Origin of the sequence: Acinetobacter sp. YH12136 (assembly GCF_013418545.1) — a bacterium.
Classification (GTDB): Bacteria; Pseudomonadota; Gammaproteobacteria; order Pseudomonadales; family Moraxellaceae; genus Acinetobacter; species Acinetobacter towneri.
Genome location: NZ_VPBV01000026.1, coordinates 24,208 through 42,667 on the forward strand (window position 1 = coordinate 24,208; position 18,460 = coordinate 42,667).

Below are 18,460 nucleotides of genomic sequence, written 5' to 3' on the forward strand. Positions count from 1 at the left end.
CACAATATTTATCTGAAGTAAATAAATGGAATATAGAAAAATGGCGTTATCGCACTCAAGCCAACAATTCTAGCGGTCTGCATCAATTTAAAAATATTTTTGCAGATTATTTTAAACAGCGACATATCTATGGCAATCCTCTGCTGAATTCCAATGACACGCTGCAATACAACCATCTTGAACTTTTACTGGATATATTTCAGCAGGCTAAACAATCTTTATCGGGCGCTTATGGCTTAGATTTAAGCCAAATTCTGTTTTTTATTCATGTGCCCAAACAGGTCGATGTAGAAATCCACTCAGCGCAATTTCTAAACGCTCCAAGTGCTTTGCTCGATGAATTCCTGCACAACAAAGCGCCTCAAACCACGATGGAACAATCCACCGCACAACCCAAGCTCAAACTACAACAAGTGGATAAAGACTTGCTGATTGATCTGGCACAACTTTTAGAAGTGGAACCGTATGATTATTTGAGCATTGCACATGAAGCCTATTTGCTCACATTAGAACCGAGTTTTATTGACAGTAATTTATATATTCAGCGTTTAATTCAGCACGTTGCTGCAATCGACAACCATGAACAAGGGGAGTTTGCCTTACATAAAGAAGAAATTACCCAACGTATTCAGCAATTTTACGCCATGTAAACGCAGTGGATTTAAACAAAATATTTACTCGCAATTTTTACCAAGGAAAACGTATCTCAACTGGCAATTCCGTGCAGAATCTAGGAAAATAGTGCACTTTTAGCATGAACAATCAGCGAACTGTTTTTTCGCCTTGATTTGGAACATATATGAAGTTTGAGAAATTAGGTCAGTCGGGGCGCGCCCGTCGTGGTCGTTTAACACTTGCTCATGGTGTGGTAGAAACCCCTGTGTTTATGCCTGTGGGGACGTATGGCACAGTCAAAGGCATGCTGCCACGCGATATTGAAGAAATTCAGGCACAGGTTATTTTAGGCAATACCTTTCATTTATATTTGCGTCCAGGGCTAGAAGTGATTCAGCAACACGGCGGTCTACATGAATTCATCAAATGGGATAAGCCTATTTTGACTGACTCTGGTGGCTTTCAGGTGTTTAGCTTAGGCGCAATGCGTAAAATTAAAGAAGAAGGTGTGACCTTCCGTTCGCCTATTGATGGCTCAAAGGTTTTTCTTTCGCCTGAAATCTCGATGGAAATTCAAAAAACTTTGAACTCTGACATCGTGATGATTTTTGACGAATGTACGCCTTATCCTGCAACGCATGAAGAAGCACAAAAATCTTTGCAATTGTCTTTACGCTGGGCAAAACGCTGTAAAACACATCACCATGATGAACTACAAAACAGCAACGCGCTGTTCGGGATTATTCAAGGCGGTATGTACGAAGATTTACGTGTTGAATCTTTAAACGGCTTACTTGAAATTGGTTTTGATGGTTATGCCATTGGCGGTCTTTCGGTGGGTGAACCGAAAGAAGAAATGATCAAAGTACTGGATTATTTGCCAGCTAAAATGCCAGAAGATAAACCACGTTATTTGATGGGCGTCGGCAAGCCAGAAGATATTGTGGAAGCAATTCGTCGTGGCGTCGATATGTTCGACTGCGTGATGCCAACCCGTAATGCGCGCAATGGTCATTACTTTGTAACCGATGGCTTGGTGCGTATTCGTAACAGTAAGTATCGTCATGACCAAAGCCCGCTCGATCCGCATTGTGATTGCTATACTTGCAAGAACTTTACCCGCGCTTATTTGTTTCATTTAGAAAAATGTGGCGAAATGTTGGGGTCAATGTTGGGCACTATTCATAACTTACGTTATTACCAACGCTTTACCCAAGATATTCGCAATGCCTTAGATAACGGCACTTTCGATGAATTTGTACAGGACTTTTATGCCCGTCGTGGCCTAGAAGTACCGCCTTGTCCTGAAGATTAGTCTTTTCAGTATTTGCGCTGAGTAAAAAGACAAGGTAAATTGCAGAACAAACCCAATTTATTATCAGATCACTGATCGCCAGTTTTTAGTTTAGGAAAATGAAATGAGCCTTTTTATTTCGACCGCTCACGCAGCAGGTGAAGCTGCACAACAACCAAGCCTTGTGGCTAACCTTTTAATGATTGCAGTCTTCATTGCAATTTTCTACTTCCTGATTTGGCGTCCACAATCAAAGCGTGCCAAAGAGCATCGTACACTGATTGAAAGCTTGGGCGTAGGCAGTGAAGTGGTATTCGCAGGTGGTCTTATGGGTAAAATCACGAAAATTGAAGGTGATTTTGCAGTGGTAGAGCTGAACCGTGGTGTAGAAGTAAAAGTACAACGCGCGAGTGTCATTTCAGTTCTTCCTGAAGGCACATTAAACAACCTCTAATCAAAAAGAGTCGTGCTCACGCACGACTTTTTCATTTTAAGAAGAAAATAAATGCGTTACCCAGCATGGAAATATCTGCTCATCCTCGTTGTTCTTGTGGTGAGTACATTATATGCCCTGCCTAGCTTGTATCCAGATGAACCTGCTGTTCAAATTTCAGGTGCCAAAGCTGGTACCCAAATTGATCAAAGCATCATACAAAAAGCAGAGCAAATTTTACAATCAGAAAATATTGCCAGTCATGACAACAGCTTTACCAACAATGCTGCATTGTTGCGTTTAGACACCTCAGAAGCCCAACTCAAAGCCAAAGAAGCTTTACGTCGCGGTTTAGGTGATGACTATGTCGTGGCGCTGAACCTTGCGCCAACCACACCAGAATGGCTACAAAAAATTGGTGCAAAACCAATGAAACTCGGTCTGGACTTACGTGGTGGTGTGCACTTCTTATTAGAAGTGGATATGGACAAGGCCATCAGCCAGCGTATGGAAACTTCAGCCACCGATTTACGCCGTCAATTGCGTGACAACAAGCTGAAATTTAATAGCCTTTCGCTGAATAACAACACCATCACCCTACAGTTTGCCAATAATGCAGACCGTGATGCAGTGATGGATTTCTTGCGTCGTAACGGCAATGAATACACACAGCAAGCTGTAGCCACCACAGAAGGCTCTAGCTTACGTCTGAACTATACCGATGTCCGTAAACAGGAAATTCAGTCGTATGCGGTCAATCAGAACTTAACTACTTTACGTAACCGTATTAACGAGTTAGGTGTGGCTGAAGCTTTGGTACAAACTCAAGGTAGCAACCGTATTGTAGTGGAATTGCCAGGCGTACAAGATACTGCTGAAGCGAAGCGTGTACTCGGTCGTACTGCGAACCTCGAATTCCGTTTGGTGTCTGACTTAAATGATCAATATATTGATCCGTACACAGGTCAGACTACAGGTACAGTACCACCTGGCACAGAAGCGTTTGCCTTTGAATCGTTAGACAGTGGTCGCCAATTATTATTGAACCGCAGCCGTATTTTAACGGGTGAACGCGTTCAAAATGCGTCAAGTGGCTTTAGCCAAGATACAGGCGGTGCAGAAGTTAACATTACCCTAGATGCTGCGGGTGGTAAGCTCATGGCAGATGCGACGCGTAATGCTGTGGGTAAACGTATGGCGGTATTGTTTATTGAGAACAAACAACGTATTAGCTATGTGACCGATGAAAATGGCACACAAACTGAAGTACGTACTCCATACACAGAATCTGTAGTCATTAATGCTGCAACCATTCAGGCAGTATTGGGTTCACAGTTCCGTATTACAGGTCTAGATTCTCCACAAGAAGCCTCTGAATTGGCCTTAATGCTTCGTGCAGGTGCCTTGGCAGCGCCAATGTACTTTGTCGAAGAACGTGTGATTGGTCCAAGCTTGGGTCAAGAAAACATTGATAAAGGCGTATTGTCGACTCAGATTGGCTTCATTTTGGTTGCAATCTGGATGGTGGTGTTCTTCCGTCTGTTTGGTCTGATTGCCAACTTCGCTTTAGTGTTTAACTTAGCCATGATTTTAACCGTCATGTCTTGGATTGGTGCATCACTCACCTTGCCGGGTATTGCGGGTATCGTCATCACCATTGGTATGGCGGTAGATGCCAACGTCTTGATTTGTGAGCGAATACGAGAGGAAATTAAGTGGGGCGCCTCGCCCAAACAAGCCATTGTGGCAGGTTATGACCGAGCGTATAACACTATTTTCGACTCGAACTTAACCACATTCTTGGTGGCATTCATTCTGTTTGCGATTGGTACAGGTCCAATCAAAGGCTTTGCTGTGACGCTCATGATTGGTATTGTCTGCTCGATGTTTACTGCAATTACAGTGACCCGTGCAATTGTACAAATCATCTACGGCAAAAAACGTAACTTGAAAAAGTTGAGCATTTAAGGAGATCACTGATGACTGAGAATACTCAACTGCCTTCAAAAAAATATGGCCGCCCTGATAATGAGCGCGTGATTCCGTTTATGAAGATTGCTTTGCCTGCGGCATTGCTTTCTATTCTATTAACGGTTGCCAGTATCTTCTTCATTGCCACCAAAGGTTTAAACTTAGGTTTGGACTTTACTGGGGGTATTGCTGCAGAACTCAACTATAGCAATCCAGTAAAAGCCACCGATGTTTCTAACGCATTGGTCAAAGCAGGCTTTAACGACCCTGTGGTACAAACGCTTGGTTCAGACCGCGACCTAATGGTACGTATGCCTGTGCAAGAAGATGTTGAAGCAGAAGACTTAACCAAAGCAATTACTGCTGCGGTACAACTACCAAATAACACGGCAACTGTGCCAAAGGTAGATGTGGTTGGTGGTCAAGTCGGTAATGAGCTGTACGTACGTTCTGCGGGCGCTGTAGCTTTAGCGCTGTTATTGATGTTGGTATACGTCACCATTCGCTTTGAATTCAAACTGGCAATGGGTGCGGTACTGTCATTGTTCCACGATATTATTGTGACACTGGGTATTTTTGCCATGATGCAATGGCCATTTGATCTGACTGTATTGGCAGCGTTATTGGCGATTATTGGCTTCTCACTCAACGATAACATTGTTGTATCTGACCGTATTCGTGAAAACTTCCGTAAAATCCGTGGTGCGACACCGCTTGAAGTGGTGAACATTGCACTGACAGAAACCTTACGTCGTACCATTCACACCTCTATGACCCTATTATTGGTTGTAGTCGCAATGATGCTCATGGGCGGTGATGGTCTGAAATGGTTCTCGATTGCGATGTTTGTGGGTGTATTTGTCGGAACATATTCATCTATTTACATTGGTACAGCCTTTGCTTTATGGCGCGGTTTGAACCGTCAGGACTTCATTGTTCAAGTCAAACCTGAATTTGAAGGTGAAGAGCAAGAAATTCCATAATGCATTTCTGCTAACACCAACATTCAAGCCTATCTTCGGATAGGCTTTTTTGCGCCTTAGCATTGCGATATTTGCGCTGACGTTGCGATGTTAATGCTGAATAATATGAATCTGTGGAAATTGAAAGCCTGCGCAAGATGGTGCTGCTCGCCACGCTACAGTCAGCATACAATCTGATAAACGAAAGTTTTGATAGGCAAAATGCCCAATCTGTGGATGATGACAAATACCGCCCTGTGCATTGGGATGCATACGGGTATCCAGCTCATTGAGACTTAAACGAATGCCTAAACCTGATGCTTTCAGCACTGCTTCTTTAGTTGTCCAGACACGAAACCAATAATCAGCGTCGTGTTCCAAATCTTGCCAGTATTGGAGTTCATTGGGATGAAACGCATGTTGTGCCAAGGCATCGAAACGCACCTTACGGTCTAAGTCCTCGACATCTACGCCAACATCGAGCAATTCAAAACTGCTTACCAAAGCATAATGCTGACGGCTATGACTATGGTTAAACTGCAATTGAGGGAATGCTGTCAAAAATGGCTTGCCATGTGGGTTACGCTCAATATCGCTGTTTTGAATATCGTGTTCTAAGTATCCAGAAAGCAATTGATTCCGATGCCGATAAATAGCCTGTTTCTGCTGTTGAATCTGTTCACTGCGTACAGCACTTGGATCGGGACTAAAAATCTGCTGAATGCGGCTAACATTCACACAAATTTTTTTAGGTCTTTTATTCATCCGCCCTTCTCCATTTTGGCTGAAATACGATAGAAAAAAACCAGCAAACATGCTGGTTTTTTAAAGCGTGCTCGCTTAGCTGCCTTGCACCAAACGACGTGCGCTGATAATCCCTGGTTGCTGCTCTAAACGTGCCAACAAACGAGAAAGTTGCGCCAAGCCTTTAACCTCAATTAACAATTTCATATTGGCGATACCATCACTTTCAGAAATAGTATTCACCTGACGAATGTTAATTTGATCGGCAAAAATCACTTGGGTTAAGTCTTTGAGCAAACCACGGCGGTCATAGGCTTCCACCACAATTTGTACGCTTTGACCACGGGTTGGCTGCATTTCCCAATCGGCTTCTACCGCGCGTTCAGGTTCGTTGCCAATCATACGCACATAGTCCGAACACGCCACTTTGTGAATACTCACACCACGGTTCAGGGTAATATACCCCGCAATCGCTTCACCATGCACAGGCTGACAGCATTGTGCGATATGCAGTTCAACGTTATCCAAACCATCAATCAAAATGCCATGTGCCGATAAGGTATGGCTGGCACGTGGGTTCAAGGTTGGCTTCAACACCAGTTCAGGTTCATCCTGATCTAAGTGCATGTGACGATTGACCTGATTAATTAAGGCATGCAGGCTAATATCACCATTCACCAAACCAATCAGAATGTCTTCACCTGTTTTGACGTTAAAGTGATTGCAATAATCATTTAAATCAATACTTTTTGGATGAATCGCCAAACGTGACAATTCTTTATTGAGCACTTCACGCCCAACTTCCAGATTTTTACTGCGGTCTTGCTGTCTAAACCAATGACGCAGCTTATCGCGCGCACGTGCTGTCTTAATATAACCTAAAGAATTCACCAACCAATCACGGTTCGGTTCACGGTCTTTTTTGGTCAAAATCTCGACCTGCTCGCCTGTTTTTAAAGTATAGGTGAGCGGCACATAGCGCTGATTGACCCGTGCGGCATAGCATTTATTGCCGACTTCGGTATGCACATGATAAGCAAAGTCCAGCACCGTTGAGCCACGTGGCAATTCTTTAATATCACCATCACGGCTGAACACATAAATTTTCTCAAAATCTTCAAACTCTTGGATTTGTTCAAAATTTTCAGAATCATCATCTTCTTTATGTGCGCTGGCATCGTTACGTTCCTGATAATGCTCCAAAACAGAACGCAAAGAATGTAAACGATGATTAAACGAATGGTCTGTGGCTTTAGAACCTTCTTTATAATTAAAGTGTGAACATACCCCAAGCTCGGCTTCCTCGTGCATATCTAGGGTACGAATTTGCACTTCAAGCGACTTGTTTTCTGCAATTACGGCAGTATGCAATGAGCGATAACCATTGGCTTTTGGATTGGTAATGTAATCATCAAACTGGTGCGGAATATGCCGCCACAATTGATGTACGATGCCCAAAGAGTGGTAACACTCTGGAATGGTTTTCACCAAAACACGTACAGCACGAATGTCATAGAGCTGATCGAAGCTGAGGTTTTTACTCTTCATTTTTCGATAAATCGAATAAATGTGTTTCACCCGCCCGCTAATTTCGGCATGAATACCATTATTGCCCAGCTCTGTACGCAATTGCTCAATTACGTTTTGAATGTAGTTTTCACGCTCCAAACGCTTTTCATTCAGTAACGTCGCAATTTCTTTATAACGGTCTGGCGCCAAATAACGGAAGGCTAAATCTTCGAGTTCCCATTTCAGTTGGGCAATGCCTAAACGGTGTGCCAATGGCGAGTAAATGGTTAAAATTTCTCGCGCCACACGCTCCTGACGTTCTTTGGAAGCGGTTGCCAACTCACGTAATGAATAGGTACGTTCTGCCAGTTTAATTAGCACCACGCGCACATCTTCCGTCATGGAAATCAGCATTTTATAAATGCCTGTTAAATGTTCACGCTGGTTATTATTAAAATGGTCTTCTAAACGCTTATTTTTCTCAATCAGTTCAGACAACTTACCCATCGACAAGGTGCCTTTGATCAAGCCATAAACTGCTTCACCAAATTCTTCACGCACTTCATCTAACTGCATGACATTTTCACGCACGCTACGATAGAGCATGGCTGCAGACAAAGTGTCTTCATCGACATGCAAGTGCGCTAAAATATTCGCCATCTCAATACCTGTATATAAGGTATGCGATGGATGACTGACGTCTGTTTCCAGCTCTTTTTTCAGGGTGTAATTGGCAACGCGTTCTAATTGTTCAAGTGCCGCCCCATCGTAAATCCCGCGTACTCGGTCTAGCCATTCTGCTAAATCCTGTCGGGCTTGCTCGGCATGTTCTACAGTCGTTTCCTCAGACAGTTCATTTAAACGTCCAGGAAGTTGTTCACGCACTGTGACCATACCCTTCTCCTACCTCTATGTACTTCATATTATAAATCGTTTATTTGCTTTTCTTTCTCAAACAAGGCAATGGATTCGACATGCCCCGTATGCGGAAACATATCCATCACGCCTGCTTTTTTCAATTGATAGCCCTGCTTGACCAATACACCTGCATCCCTTGCGAGTGTGGCTGGATTACAAGACACATAAACGATTCTATCTGCGCCAAATTTGGGCACATAATACATCACTTCCTCTGCGCCTGAACGCGGAGGGTCAATTAATAATGCCTCAAATCCTTGATTTGCCCAAGAATGATGCGAAAAATCTTTTGTTAAATCTTGTGAATAAAACTTAACATTGTCTAAATCATTACGTTGTGCATTCTCTGCACCACGCTGCACCATTTGCTCTGAACCCTCTACAGCAACCACCTTTCCTGTTGCACCTACACAACGTGCAAGCGGCAATGAAAAGTTGCCTAATCCACAAAACAGATCAAGCACCCGATCACCTGATTTTAAGTTAAGCAAATCACATGCCAGCTTAACCATTTGTGGATTAATTGTAGAATTGACTTGGGTAAAGTCTTGGGGATGAAAGCCAAAATTCACATCAAAATCATCTAAACGATAATGCAAACGCATTGCTGCGTGCGGATCATCAACCCGATGCAAACTGTCTGGGCCTTCAGGCTGCAAATACAATTGCCAGTGTTTCTGTAACGCAAACTGCTGTAACTGGTTGATATCGGCTGCAGATAGTTGTTCTGTATGCCTTACCACCAAAGCAATCTCTTGATCTCCCATTGCCAATTCTATATGACCAATATGGGCCTTGCCTGTTAGACTTTGGAGTAGCTGCTTGATTCGTGTTAACGAACCAAATGCCTGATCCAACACCATACAGCGGTCAATTGAGGTCAGTTTATTGCTATTGCGCTCACGAAAACCGACCACCAATTTGTCTTGACTGGCAATATAACGCACCCCAACACGGGCTTTGCGGCGATAATCTTCACGCTGTGAACGCAAAGGCGCTAACCATTCTTCAGGCTGAATTTGCGCAAAATGTTGCAGATGCGACTGCAACACCTGTTGTTTGAGATGAATCTGCTCATCCAACTGAATATGCTGCATGCTACAACCACCGCAACGCTGATAATGTGGACATTGTGGCGTAACCCGTAATGTCGAAGGCTCACCCAGCACTTCTAGACACTCGGCTTCTTCTAAGCGTTTGTTACTATGCGTAATTTTGGCGCGTACTGTTTCACCAGGCAATGCGCCCTCTATAAAAACTGTTTTCCCCTGCTTCTCGGCTGGATGACCCGACTGAGCTGTGTAGTGTGCAATCCCGCGCCCTTCATGTGACAACGATTCCACCTGAAAGCAATATTCAGCCTGCTGCGTGGTACGGTTTTTACTGCGATGTTTCATATCAGTCTAAATATCGGAAGATGGGGAAGATTGAAAAGGCATCACGGATTCATTTGAAGGCGTGGTGACACTTTGTTCAGGAAAATCTGTACGGGTAAATTCAGTTTGCTGCGAACTGTGCTGCCACACGCTTAAAAAGTCTGCATGCTGCGGCTGAGTATGCAAATATTGAATGGTATGCTGTACCCATAAAGTATGCTCTTCAAGCAGCAATTGCCCTTTGAGCAGTAGCCAACGCAAATAAATCAACCAAGTATTTAAGACATCGCCTTCACAATAACGCGTCAGCCTTGACCATTCGCCGCGTTGCATAAATGCAGGAACATGATAGCCCGCATCTACACGTTTACCCGGAAAACCTAGCAAATACGCAATGTCATCCAACTTTTGAAAATGACGACCATTAAACATTGCCATCACATCCATTAAATCGACATGACGCTGATGGTAACGGTTTTGATAATTGTTATAGCGCTTTTGCTGATCAATCTCGCCCTGATCAAATAAACTTGGTGCAGACAGCCCGTGATACATGGCGCGGAATAAAATCACTGGCAAGTCAAACTGCGAACCGTTCCAACTGACCAAAGTCGGATGACGCTTATCAAAAATAGACAAAAACTTTTTCAGCATTGTCGCTTCGCTGTCATGTTCACGGCTAAAGGAAAACAGCTTCATGCCGTGTTCATCAATCCACAAGCCTGAAATACACACAATTTCATGCAAAGGCAAACGCTGAAAATCGGTTCCTGCCTCTTGGCGACGCAACTTCATTAATGCTTGTTCAAGCTCTGCTTCGGGTAAATCGAGTTGATATAAATGCGCGCCTGACTTCAAATCGGTAACGGTTTCTATATCGAAAATCAGCACAGGTAAACGCATAAAATCTTACTCAATGGGTGATAGAAAAATGAATATCACAATTCAGTATCTTGAACAGAGAACAAACCTGTCGATAAATAACGATCACCACGGTCACAAACAATACAAACAATCACTGCATCTGGATTTTCTTCGGCAATTTTTAAAGCTGCCCATACCGCACCGCCCGTTGATGTGCCTGCGCTGATGCCTTCTTTTTGCGCCAGTTTACGCATGGTTTTTTCCGCTTCAATTTGCGGAATATCAATAATACGATCAACACGACTACGGTCAAAAATGGTTGGTAAATATGCTTCAGGCCAACGGCGAATCCCTGCAATACTTGAACCATCTGATGGTTGTAAACCAATAATTTGAATCTCTGGATTTTGTTCTTTTAAGTATTTAGACACCCCCATAATGGTGCCTGTTGTGCCCATAGAGCTGACAAAGTGGGTAATTTTACCGCCCGTTTGCTGCCAAATTTCAGGCCCTGTGGTCAGGTAATGTGCTTCAACATTATCTGGGTTACCAAATTGGTTCAGCACCAAGCCTTTGCCTTCGCGTTGCATTTGCAAAGCCAAATCGCGCGCGCCTTCCATGCCTTGTGCTTTGGTCACTTCAATCAATTCTGCACCATAGGCACGCATGGCATCTTTACGTTCTTGGCTCATATTGTCAGGCATGATCAGCTGCATTTTATAGCCACGCATAGCTGCAACCATCGCCAAAGCAATGCCGGTATTGCCACTGGTTGCCTCAATTAAAGTATCGCCCGGTTGAATTTCACCGCGTTTTTCTGCCTGCATAATCATGTTGTAGGCAGGACGATCTTTAACAGAACCCGCAGGGTTATTGCCTTCCAGTTTTGCCAAAACCGTTGCCTGCGTATGACTTGCCAAACGCTGCAAACGCACCAATGGGGTTTTGCCCACATAATGATCTAACAAAAATTCATCACTTTGGAAATCTGATTGGGTATCAAGCATGGTCTGCACCAATATCAAGGTGGGCTTATTGTATGAAAATTTGCACCTTCCTGCACGTTTTTCACAGGCTTTTTATCAAAACAGCAATACTCTGCCGACAATTTATGCATCACTCACTGCCTACACAATTCTAGGCAAGATGAACACAATTTCAGATTGTCTTTTGCGGGATGGATGCAAAAAAATGCACACCGATTGATTGCGAGATGCAGCTGAACCACTCGCACCAAACAGATGAAAACACAGTCAGGAGAAATAAAGCATGCTAAACTGCCAAACATAGGGATTAAACTGCGTTAACCATGTCAAATATCAATAAAAAGTTATTTAAGCGCTTACATTTAAATCATGCTTATGGACAGCTGATTGCACTTATTTTTGTGCCAATTATGGTTTTGGCATGCGTCGGCACGATGCTAGTTTTATCTGAAACCTCGAATGCCGCAAAAGCACAGCAGCGACAAATGGCAATTGCGATTTTGACCCGTTTTGAGTTGCCATCTGAAGCAGCTTTGCATCAACTGGCTAGCTTTCCGTGGAAGTACGAAGAAGCACGTACTTTTATGCAAAACATGATGAACGAAAAGCACTTGATTCGTACTGCACTGATTGATGCTTCTGGTACACGCCGTTTAAGCATGGGTTTTCAAGACCAAGCCGAATGGCCCAAATTCCCTAAAAATGCCGATTTTTTTGGCCCAATTCTGTATAAAAATAATCATGTGTATGGCATGCAAATTCAGCAAGACATCAACCGTCCTGCATGGTTGCTGATTGAACTGGACAATCAGCCATTACAAATTGCCCGTTATCGGGTCATGATTGTATTAATTGCCACAGGCTTGCTGACCCTGTTGTTGTTATTGCTGTGTCTGAATTTCTATTCACGACGCTGGATTGCACCCATGTATGAAATTCGCATGCAGCTACAACGCCTGAATGCCGATACGCTCGATCAACACATGGTCATTAACAGCACTGGCGAATTACGCTTATTGCAGCGGGATATTGCCAATGTGGTAAAACGCCTGCATTTCAGCTTTTTAGAACTCAAAGAACATACCGAACAAACCGAAGATGACTTGCGCCGCACCCTCGATACTTTGGAAGTGCAAAACATCACTTATCGTCAGGCACGTGACCAAGCGATTTCTGCCAACCAGTCTAAATCGGTATTTTTAGCCAACATCAGTCACGAACTCAGAACACCACTGAACAGTATTGATGGCTTTATTCACCTGTTATTGCGTCAGGAAAATCTTAGCAATGAACAGAATTTATATTTACAGACCATTCGTAAATCATCGGCGCATCTTTTAGCACTCATTAATGACGTATTGGATTTTTCTAAAATTGATGCAGGCAAACTGGAACTGGATACCGCACCCTTTGATTTAGAAGAAGCCATTTTTGATGTGATGGATATGCTCTCGCCTTTGGCTGCGCAAAAACACATCAACATGGCCTTTTATTTTGCCGATAACGTGCCGCAATATGTGCTGGGCGATGCTTTACGTTTCAAGCAAATTTTAACCAATTTAATTTCCAATGCGATTAAATTCACCCCCGATGGTGAAATTATTGTACGGGCGCGGGTAGAACATGACGATATTGGACAATGCTTAATTCACTTTAGCGTCCAAGACAGTGGCATTGGCTTAAGCGGTACAGACCGTAAAAAATTGTTTGAGTCTTTCTCTCAAGGTGATACTTCGGTCACGCGTCAATTTGGTGGTACAGGTTTAGGTTTGGCCATTTCCAAACAGTTGGTGCATTTGATGCAAGGTCAAATTGGCTTTGAAGACAATCAGGAACGCGCCCCAACCGAAAAAGGCTCGACCTTCTGGTTTACTGCCTTGTTTGCGGTAGATGAAGCGCATGCACAGCAGCATCCAAACTTTAAAGAGATTCAGGTGGTGTCGTATTTGGCGCACCCTGCCACAGCGAATGTCTTGCGTCATTATCTTGAAAATTATGCGGTGCGACATATTGAAGCCGCTTCAATTTTAGATTTATTTAGCCGCTTAAAAGATGTATCCGACCTGCAAGACAATACTTGGTTGATTGTTGATCATAGTGGCGACACCGAAGCTTTATTAAAAGAAATTCGTACCCGTTATCAAGGTAACTTGGCAGTGTATGGCTATCAAATGGCGCTAGACCCAAGTCTGTTAAATGAATATCGTGCGCGCGCTTTGTATCAACCGCTCAGTCGTTCAGCCTTAATTGACTTACTCAACAATGAAAACAGTTTTGATGAACAGGAGTCTGCATCATTTGATGGTAAAGGCCTGCACGTTTTAGCGGTGGATGACCATCTACCAAACCTGATTGTACTCGAAGCCTTGTTGGGCGAACTGAATGTGACCACTACCAAAGCGCAAAGTGGTCAGGAAGCTTTGGGGATTTTGCAGCAACGCATTGAGCAGGGACAGCAACCATTTGACCTGATCTTTATGGATATTCAAATGCCTGTGATGTCGGGGGTAGATACCACCCGTGCGATTCGTTCTTTAGAATCGACTTTGGAAAATCACAAACGCTTACCTATTATTGCCCTCACCGCGCATGCTCTTGCCGATGAAAAGCAAAAATTACTCAAAGTCGGTATGGATGACTATGTCACCAAACCGATTCAGATTGAACAAATCATCCAAATTTTAACCCATTGGACCACGCAAAGTTTTAATAAGCCACCTGCAGTCGATAAAGCCATTGTGATTGAAGCGCTAGATCCACAGGTGTTGGATTGGCAACAAAGCCTAATGCTGGCAGCCAACAAAGAAGACCTTGCAGTGGATTTACTGAAAATGCTAGTGGATAGCTTTGCCACAGAATTACATGAAATTGAACAGCTGATTGAACTGGAAGATTTCCCACAACTCGAGCATGTGTTGCATCGTCTGTATGGTGCGACCCGCTATGTTGGCACACCGAACCTGCAAGAAGTAACAGGCTCATTTGAACAGTTTGTTTCGACCTTACGTAAAGAACGTCGTAAAGCCGATGATCTGTTTGTGCAAGAGGTCTTAAACCGTTATCAGGAATTACAAACCTGTATACAGCAAGTTGAACATGCGGCAGAACACATTTTTACCAAACACAATGCGGTGAGTTAGCCAACATCAAAGTGACATTCACCGCGAACGCCTCAACGAGAAGATACAGTTTGTAAGCACGACTCACCCAGCACTATTCACAAAAAAAAGTCACGTAATCAAAGGCAAGGTCGCAAGGCTTTGCCGTGACTCTGCTGTCATTTATCGCACTGCTGCCCATGTTATGCTTTGCCCAGTAAAAACAAGAGCTCACATCATGACCTTACTTCGTATCGAAAAAAATAATGGCATCGCCACAGTTTCCCTGAACCGCCCAGACAAACGCAATGCCATGAGTTTTGCCCTACTTAAAGAATTGGTGCGGACTGCCGAAAAACTTAAAAAAGACCGCAGCTTACGTTGTGTAATTTTAACAGGCGAAGCAAAGGTATTTAGTGCAGGCATTGACTTGGCCGACCTCAACAATCCACAAAACCGTGCATTTGCGGCTTGGGAGTTAATTAAGCCAGGGCAAAGCCTGTTTCAAAAAGCATTTCTCGTTTGGCAACAATTGCCTGTACCTGTAATTGCTGCAATTGAAGGCTATTGTTTTGGTGCAGGGATGCAATTGGCCTTGGCCGCAGATATTCGTATCGCGCATCCTGACACACAAATGTCGATTATGGAAAGCCGTTGGGGCTTAGTGCCTGATATGGGGCTAAGCCGTTCTTTAAAAGGTTTAATCGGTCTAGACCTTGCCAAAGAGCTGACTTTAACTGCGCGTATTTTTGATGCCAACTATGCCAAAGAAATTGGTTTGGTCACGCATTTAGATGCAACCCCCTTACAAAAAGCACAAGCCCTTGCTGAAGAAATTGCACAACGCTCCCCAGATGCATTGGCTGCAGCCAAACAAGTGCTGGATGCTATGGAACATGCGCCAAATAAATCTTTACGTTTAGAAAAAATTTGGCAATTAAAATTATTGCTGGGTAAAAATAGCCAACTGGCACGTAAAAAGGACAAGAACCCTGAAGTGACCTTTGCACCGCGTCAGTTTTGATTCAGTTCAAACACAACAGACTTTGACCAAAGGCTAAATTGACATTTCAAGCCAGACTTGTACTGTAGGCAAAAACGGAGAATCAGCGCTATGCATTTTGATCGTGACACAAAAATCGCTTTTTTAGGTATGGGACTTATGGGGACGCGCATGGCAACCCGCTTAGTTCAGGCAGGTTTTGAGGTCGCGGTGTGGAATCGTAGCCCTGCGGCTTGCGAATCTGTGCTCAGTCTGGGGGCAAAACCGCTGCAATTGAGCGAGATCGGACAATATCCAGTGATCTTGAGTTGCCTTGCCGATGATCATGCCGTCCAAGCTGTATTAGATCAAATTGAGCCTTTTTTGACTGCTCAACAAGTCATTGTCGATTTTTCCAGTTTGTCTGTAGATCAAACCCAAAAGCTAGCGCAGCAAGCCAGCCTCAAACAGGTCACATGGATTGACTCACCTGTATCGGGAGGCACTGCGGGAGCCGAACAAGGTAGTTTGGTGATTTTTGCAGGGGGTGATGCAAACACCATCGAAAAATTAAGCCCGATTTATGATGTGCTGTCACAACGTGTGACCCGTATGGGCGAAACAGGCACAGGACAAGCCACTAAAATCTGCAACCAACTGATTGTTGCTGCCAACAGCACCCTAATTGCCGAAGCTGTTGCCTTAGCAGGACAGGCAGGCGTAGACACCCGTTTACTTGCACCTGCTTTGGCGGGTGGTTTTGCCGACTCGAAACCGTTTCAGATTTTAACTCCACGTATGGCAACTCACAGTTTTGAGCCTGTGCAATGGAAAGTCCAAACCCTGTCTAAAGATTTAAACAATGCCTTACAACTGGCAGCGCAATTTCAGTTACAGATTCCTGTGGCAGAAAAAGCCCTTTCACAACTGCAAGCCCATCAAGCCAAGGGTTTTGCAGAAGCAGATTTAGCCACCATTATTCATCAGGTCGAAGCTTAATCGGCTTGATTCCTGATCCAACCTTTGCCTGCAAGGAGCACCTGCATGTCTAAACTGGCGGTTAATCTGTCGATGATTTTTACCGAAGTGCCTTTAATTGAACGCTTTGCCCTTGCACGCGAACATGGTTTTCAGCATGTTGAAATTCAATTTCCCTATGAGCTGAGTATTGAGCAGATTCAAACCCAACTCACACTCCACCAACTCAGCCTGTGTTTAATCAATGTCCCTGCGGGTGACCTCATGCAAGGCGGCAATGGTTTGGCGGGCGTACCGGGGAAAGAGATTGAATTTCATCATGCCTTAGAGTTAGCCATCCGCTATGCCACGGCATTAAATGTCCCTAGCGTCAATATTTTGGCAGGCAAACAACCTGTCGATGCCGATTTACTGCCTTGCTTAAACACACTGGCAGAAAACCTAAAACTGGCCTGCTCGATGCTCACTCAACATCATATTCAGCCTGTCTTTGAAATGATTAATGGCACCGACATGCCACGCTTTTTAGTACAAAATATTGCGCAAGCTCAAGAGATGCTAGAAGCAGTCAAACATCCTGCTCTTAAAATGCAATACGACTGTTATCACATGGCGATGATGGGTGAAGATGTGCTGAGCGCATTGCAAGAAAACATTCAGGATATTGGTCATATCCAGTTTGCCGACAATCCAGGACGCCATGAACCCGATTCAGGCGAGCTAGACTATACTACTATTTTCAAATGGTTACAGCACAGTGCTTATTCAGGCTATATCGCTGCAGAATACCGCCCAAGTCTGGCGTCAAATCAATCATTTGCATGGAAAGACAAATACTTTCCCTCAAATCAAAGTGGTTAAAATTAAACCGATTTGAAATTTCAGGCTAAAACAGCTATATTAGACGATGAATAATTTTAGGAAATTATACACCCCATGAATTTAGAACCATCGCCCGGCGCTTCTAATTCTCACGATCTTGCAATGAATACCCAAAAGCATGACGTACAAACTTGTCTTAAAGTTGTACATGAAGCTCTCCTTGATGTAAAAGCCAAAGAAATTGTTGAACTTGATGTCAGCAGCATCAGCAATGTTTCAGATGCCATTGTGATTGCTAGCGGTACATCAACTCGCCACGTAAAATCTCTTGCCGACAATGTTGCCGAAGAAGCGCGCAAAGCAGGCTTCCGCCCAATTGGTATTGAAGGTGAACGTGATGCAGAATGGATCTTGGTCGATCTTGGTATGGTAGTGGTTCACATCATGCTACCAACAGCACGTAAATTCTATGACCTAGAAAGCTTATGGCGCACTACGCCTGAGTCTGTTGCTTAATACAACAGCTCACTTGAGCAGCCTTAAAGATACACAATAAGCGACTTTCAAATAAGTCGCTTTTTTAATGCAGATCTTTTGAAGTTTAGATCTCTAATCGTTTTTATATCGTATTAACCTACCCTAACCAAATTCCCTATCTCAACTGACCACTTTACATCAGCCTTGACATCCTCACCCCCTTAAAAGAGGGTGATTCCTACAGCTAGACGCTTATGCCCAAGCGCAAGAATGTTTAGAGCTGAGTTTATATCTCGATCATGAACTGTACCACAGCTCATGCACTCCCATTCTCTTATTCCAAGATCTGTCCTACCTTTGGGACTACTTGAGGTGATCTCACCGCAGCACGAACAGATTTGGGTGGTATAGGCTTCTTGGACTTCTTCAAA

Annotated in this window: 16 protein-coding genes; 10 read left to right on the forward strand and 6 right to left on the reverse strand. The window is 43.7% G+C overall.

Translation table 11 applies throughout. The annotated features are described in order from the left end of the window. Window positions 1–269 precede the first annotated feature (269 nt). From FTU71_RS14670 to secF, 5 genes are all read left to right on the forward strand, one after another. The gene (locus FTU71_RS14670) at window positions 270–650 is read left to right on the forward strand and encodes a hypothetical protein (RefSeq protein WP_306669739.1); all 381 of its coding nucleotides are present in this window, start codon (window positions 270–272) and stop codon (window positions 648–650) included. A 149-nt stretch (window positions 651–799) separates the two neighbouring features. Further along, window positions 800–1,930, forward strand: coding sequence for a tRNA guanosine(34) transglycosylase Tgt (gene tgt / locus FTU71_RS11435; protein ID WP_004974942.1), 1,131 nt, complete (start codon window positions 800–802; stop codon window positions 1,928–1,930). A gap of 103 nt (window positions 1,931–2,033) precedes the next feature. Further along, window positions 2,034–2,363: a preprotein translocase subunit YajC gene (gene yajC, locus FTU71_RS11440; RefSeq protein ID WP_004974939.1), complete on the forward strand. Its 330-nt coding sequence runs from the start codon at window positions 2,034–2,036 to the stop codon at window positions 2,361–2,363. Window positions 2,364–2,414: 51 nt separating this feature from the next. Then, window positions 2,415–4,310, forward strand: a complete 1,896-nt coding sequence (secD, locus tag FTU71_RS11445; RefSeq protein WP_179995954.1) for a protein translocase subunit SecD — start codon at window positions 2,415–2,417, stop codon at window positions 4,308–4,310. A gap of 8 nt (window positions 4,311–4,318) precedes the next feature. Continuing rightward, window positions 4,319–5,296 (forward strand): protein translocase subunit SecF, encoded by a 978-nt coding sequence (gene secF / locus FTU71_RS11450; protein ID WP_180112015.1) that lies wholly within the window; start codon window positions 4,319–4,321, stop codon window positions 5,294–5,296. A gap of 90 nt (window positions 5,297–5,386) precedes the next feature. On the opposite strand, the gene FTU71_RS11455 is transcribed toward secF, so the two are convergent. The 5 genes from FTU71_RS11455 to cysM all read right to left on the reverse strand — a co-directional run bounded on the left by FTU71_RS11455 (window position 5,387) and on the right by cysM (window position 11,693). Beyond that, complete coding sequence (locus FTU71_RS11455) at window positions 5,387–6,040, reverse strand: 4'-phosphopantetheinyl transferase superfamily protein (protein WP_180112011.1); 654 nt, start codon at window positions 6,038–6,040, stop codon at window positions 5,387–5,389. Between the two features lie 75 nt (window positions 6,041–6,115). Then, window positions 6,116–8,422: a bifunctional (p)ppGpp synthetase/guanosine-3',5'-bis(diphosphate) 3'-pyrophosphohydrolase gene (locus FTU71_RS11460; protein ID WP_004974935.1), complete on the reverse strand. Its 2,307-nt coding sequence runs from the start codon at window positions 8,420–8,422 to the stop codon at window positions 6,116–6,118. 29 nt (window positions 8,423–8,451) lie between these two features. Continuing rightward, entirely contained in the window at window positions 8,452–9,843 is a 1,392-nt protein-coding gene (gene rlmD / locus FTU71_RS11465; protein ID WP_104852528.1) for a 23S rRNA (uracil(1939)-C(5))-methyltransferase RlmD, read from the reverse strand. A 6-nt stretch (window positions 9,844–9,849) separates the two neighbouring features. Further along, window positions 9,850–10,725, reverse strand: coding sequence for a 3'-5' exonuclease (locus FTU71_RS11470; RefSeq protein WP_179994367.1), 876 nt, complete (start codon window positions 10,723–10,725; stop codon window positions 9,850–9,852). 35 nt (window positions 10,726–10,760) lie between these two features. Beyond that, window positions 10,761–11,693, reverse strand: coding sequence for a cysteine synthase CysM (cysM, locus tag FTU71_RS11475; RefSeq protein ID WP_180112012.1), 933 nt, complete (start codon window positions 11,691–11,693; stop codon window positions 10,761–10,763). Window positions 11,694–11,995: 302 nt separating this feature from the next. On the opposite strand from cysM, the gene FTU71_RS11480 reads away from it, so the two are divergent. From FTU71_RS11480 to rsfS, 5 genes are all read left to right on the forward strand, one after another. After that, entirely contained in the window at window positions 11,996–14,812 is a 2,817-nt protein-coding gene (locus FTU71_RS11480; protein ID WP_180037426.1) for an ATP-binding protein, read from the forward strand. A gap of 196 nt (window positions 14,813–15,008) precedes the next feature. Next, a complete protein-coding gene (locus tag FTU71_RS11485) occupies window positions 15,009–15,794 on the forward strand; it encodes a crotonase/enoyl-CoA hydratase family protein (protein ID WP_004974929.1) in 786 nt (261 codons plus the stop codon). A 90-nt stretch (window positions 15,795–15,884) separates the two neighbouring features. After that, window positions 15,885–16,751: an NAD(P)-dependent oxidoreductase gene (locus FTU71_RS11490; protein WP_179994365.1), complete on the forward strand. Its 867-nt coding sequence runs from the start codon at window positions 15,885–15,887 to the stop codon at window positions 16,749–16,751. Window positions 16,752–16,796: 45 nt separating this feature from the next. Beyond that, on the forward strand, window positions 16,797–17,591 hold the full coding sequence (locus FTU71_RS11495) for a hydroxypyruvate isomerase family protein (RefSeq protein ID WP_096901402.1): 795 nt from the start codon (window positions 16,797–16,799) through the stop codon (window positions 17,589–17,591). A 75-nt stretch (window positions 17,592–17,666) separates the two neighbouring features. Then, window positions 17,667–18,068, forward strand: a complete 402-nt coding sequence (gene rsfS / locus FTU71_RS11500) for a ribosome silencing factor (RefSeq protein ID WP_004974926.1) — start codon at window positions 17,667–17,669, stop codon at window positions 18,066–18,068. Window positions 18,069–18,250: 182 nt separating this feature from the next. Here rsfS and FTU71_RS11505 read toward each other — a convergent pair. Then, window positions 18,251–18,460: zinc ribbon domain-containing protein (locus tag FTU71_RS11505; protein ID WP_180112013.1), on the reverse strand; the 210-nt coding region annotated here is incomplete at its 5' end.

What these genes read in the sequence shown, in the direction of transcription:
- FTU71_RS11470 (WP_179994367.1), bottom strand. Translation starts at nt 10,725, where the DNA reads ATGCGTTTACCTGTGCTGATTTTCGATATAGAAACCGTTACCGATTTG.
- rlmD (WP_104852528.1), bottom strand. Translation starts at nt 9,843, where the DNA reads ATGAAACATCGCAGTAAAAACCGTACCACGCAGCAGGCTGAATATTGC.
- FTU71_RS11495 (WP_096901402.1), top strand. Translation starts at nt 16,797, where the DNA reads ATGTCTAAACTGGCGGTTAATCTGTCGATGATTTTTACCGAAGTGCCT.
- FTU71_RS11480 (WP_180037426.1), top strand. Translation starts at nt 11,996, where the DNA reads ATGTCAAATATCAATAAAAAGTTATTTAAGCGCTTACATTTAAATCAT.
- cysM (WP_180112012.1), bottom strand. Translation starts at nt 11,693, where the DNA reads ATGCTTGATACCCAATCAGATTTCCAAAGTGATGAATTTTTGTTAGAT.
- FTU71_RS11490 (WP_179994365.1), top strand. Translation starts at nt 15,885, where the DNA reads ATGCATTTTGATCGTGACACAAAAATCGCTTTTTTAGGTATGGGACTT.
- tgt (WP_004974942.1), top strand. Translation starts at nt 800, where the DNA reads ATGAAGTTTGAGAAATTAGGTCAGTCGGGGCGCGCCCGTCGTGGTCGT.
- FTU71_RS11455 (WP_180112011.1), bottom strand. Translation starts at nt 6,040, where the DNA reads ATGAATAAAAGACCTAAAAAAATTTGTGTGAATGTTAGCCGCATTCAG.
- secD (WP_179995954.1), top strand. Translation starts at nt 2,415, where the DNA reads ATGCGTTACCCAGCATGGAAATATCTGCTCATCCTCGTTGTTCTTGTG.
- FTU71_RS11485 (WP_004974929.1), top strand. Translation starts at nt 15,009, where the DNA reads ATGACCTTACTTCGTATCGAAAAAAATAATGGCATCGCCACAGTTTCC.
- rsfS (WP_004974926.1), top strand. Translation starts at nt 17,667, where the DNA reads ATGAATTTAGAACCATCGCCCGGCGCTTCTAATTCTCACGATCTTGCA.
- FTU71_RS11460 (WP_004974935.1), bottom strand. Translation starts at nt 8,422, where the DNA reads ATGGTCACAGTGCGTGAACAACTTCCTGGACGTTTAAATGAACTGTCT.
- yajC (WP_004974939.1), top strand. Translation starts at nt 2,034, where the DNA reads ATGAGCCTTTTTATTTCGACCGCTCACGCAGCAGGTGAAGCTGCACAA.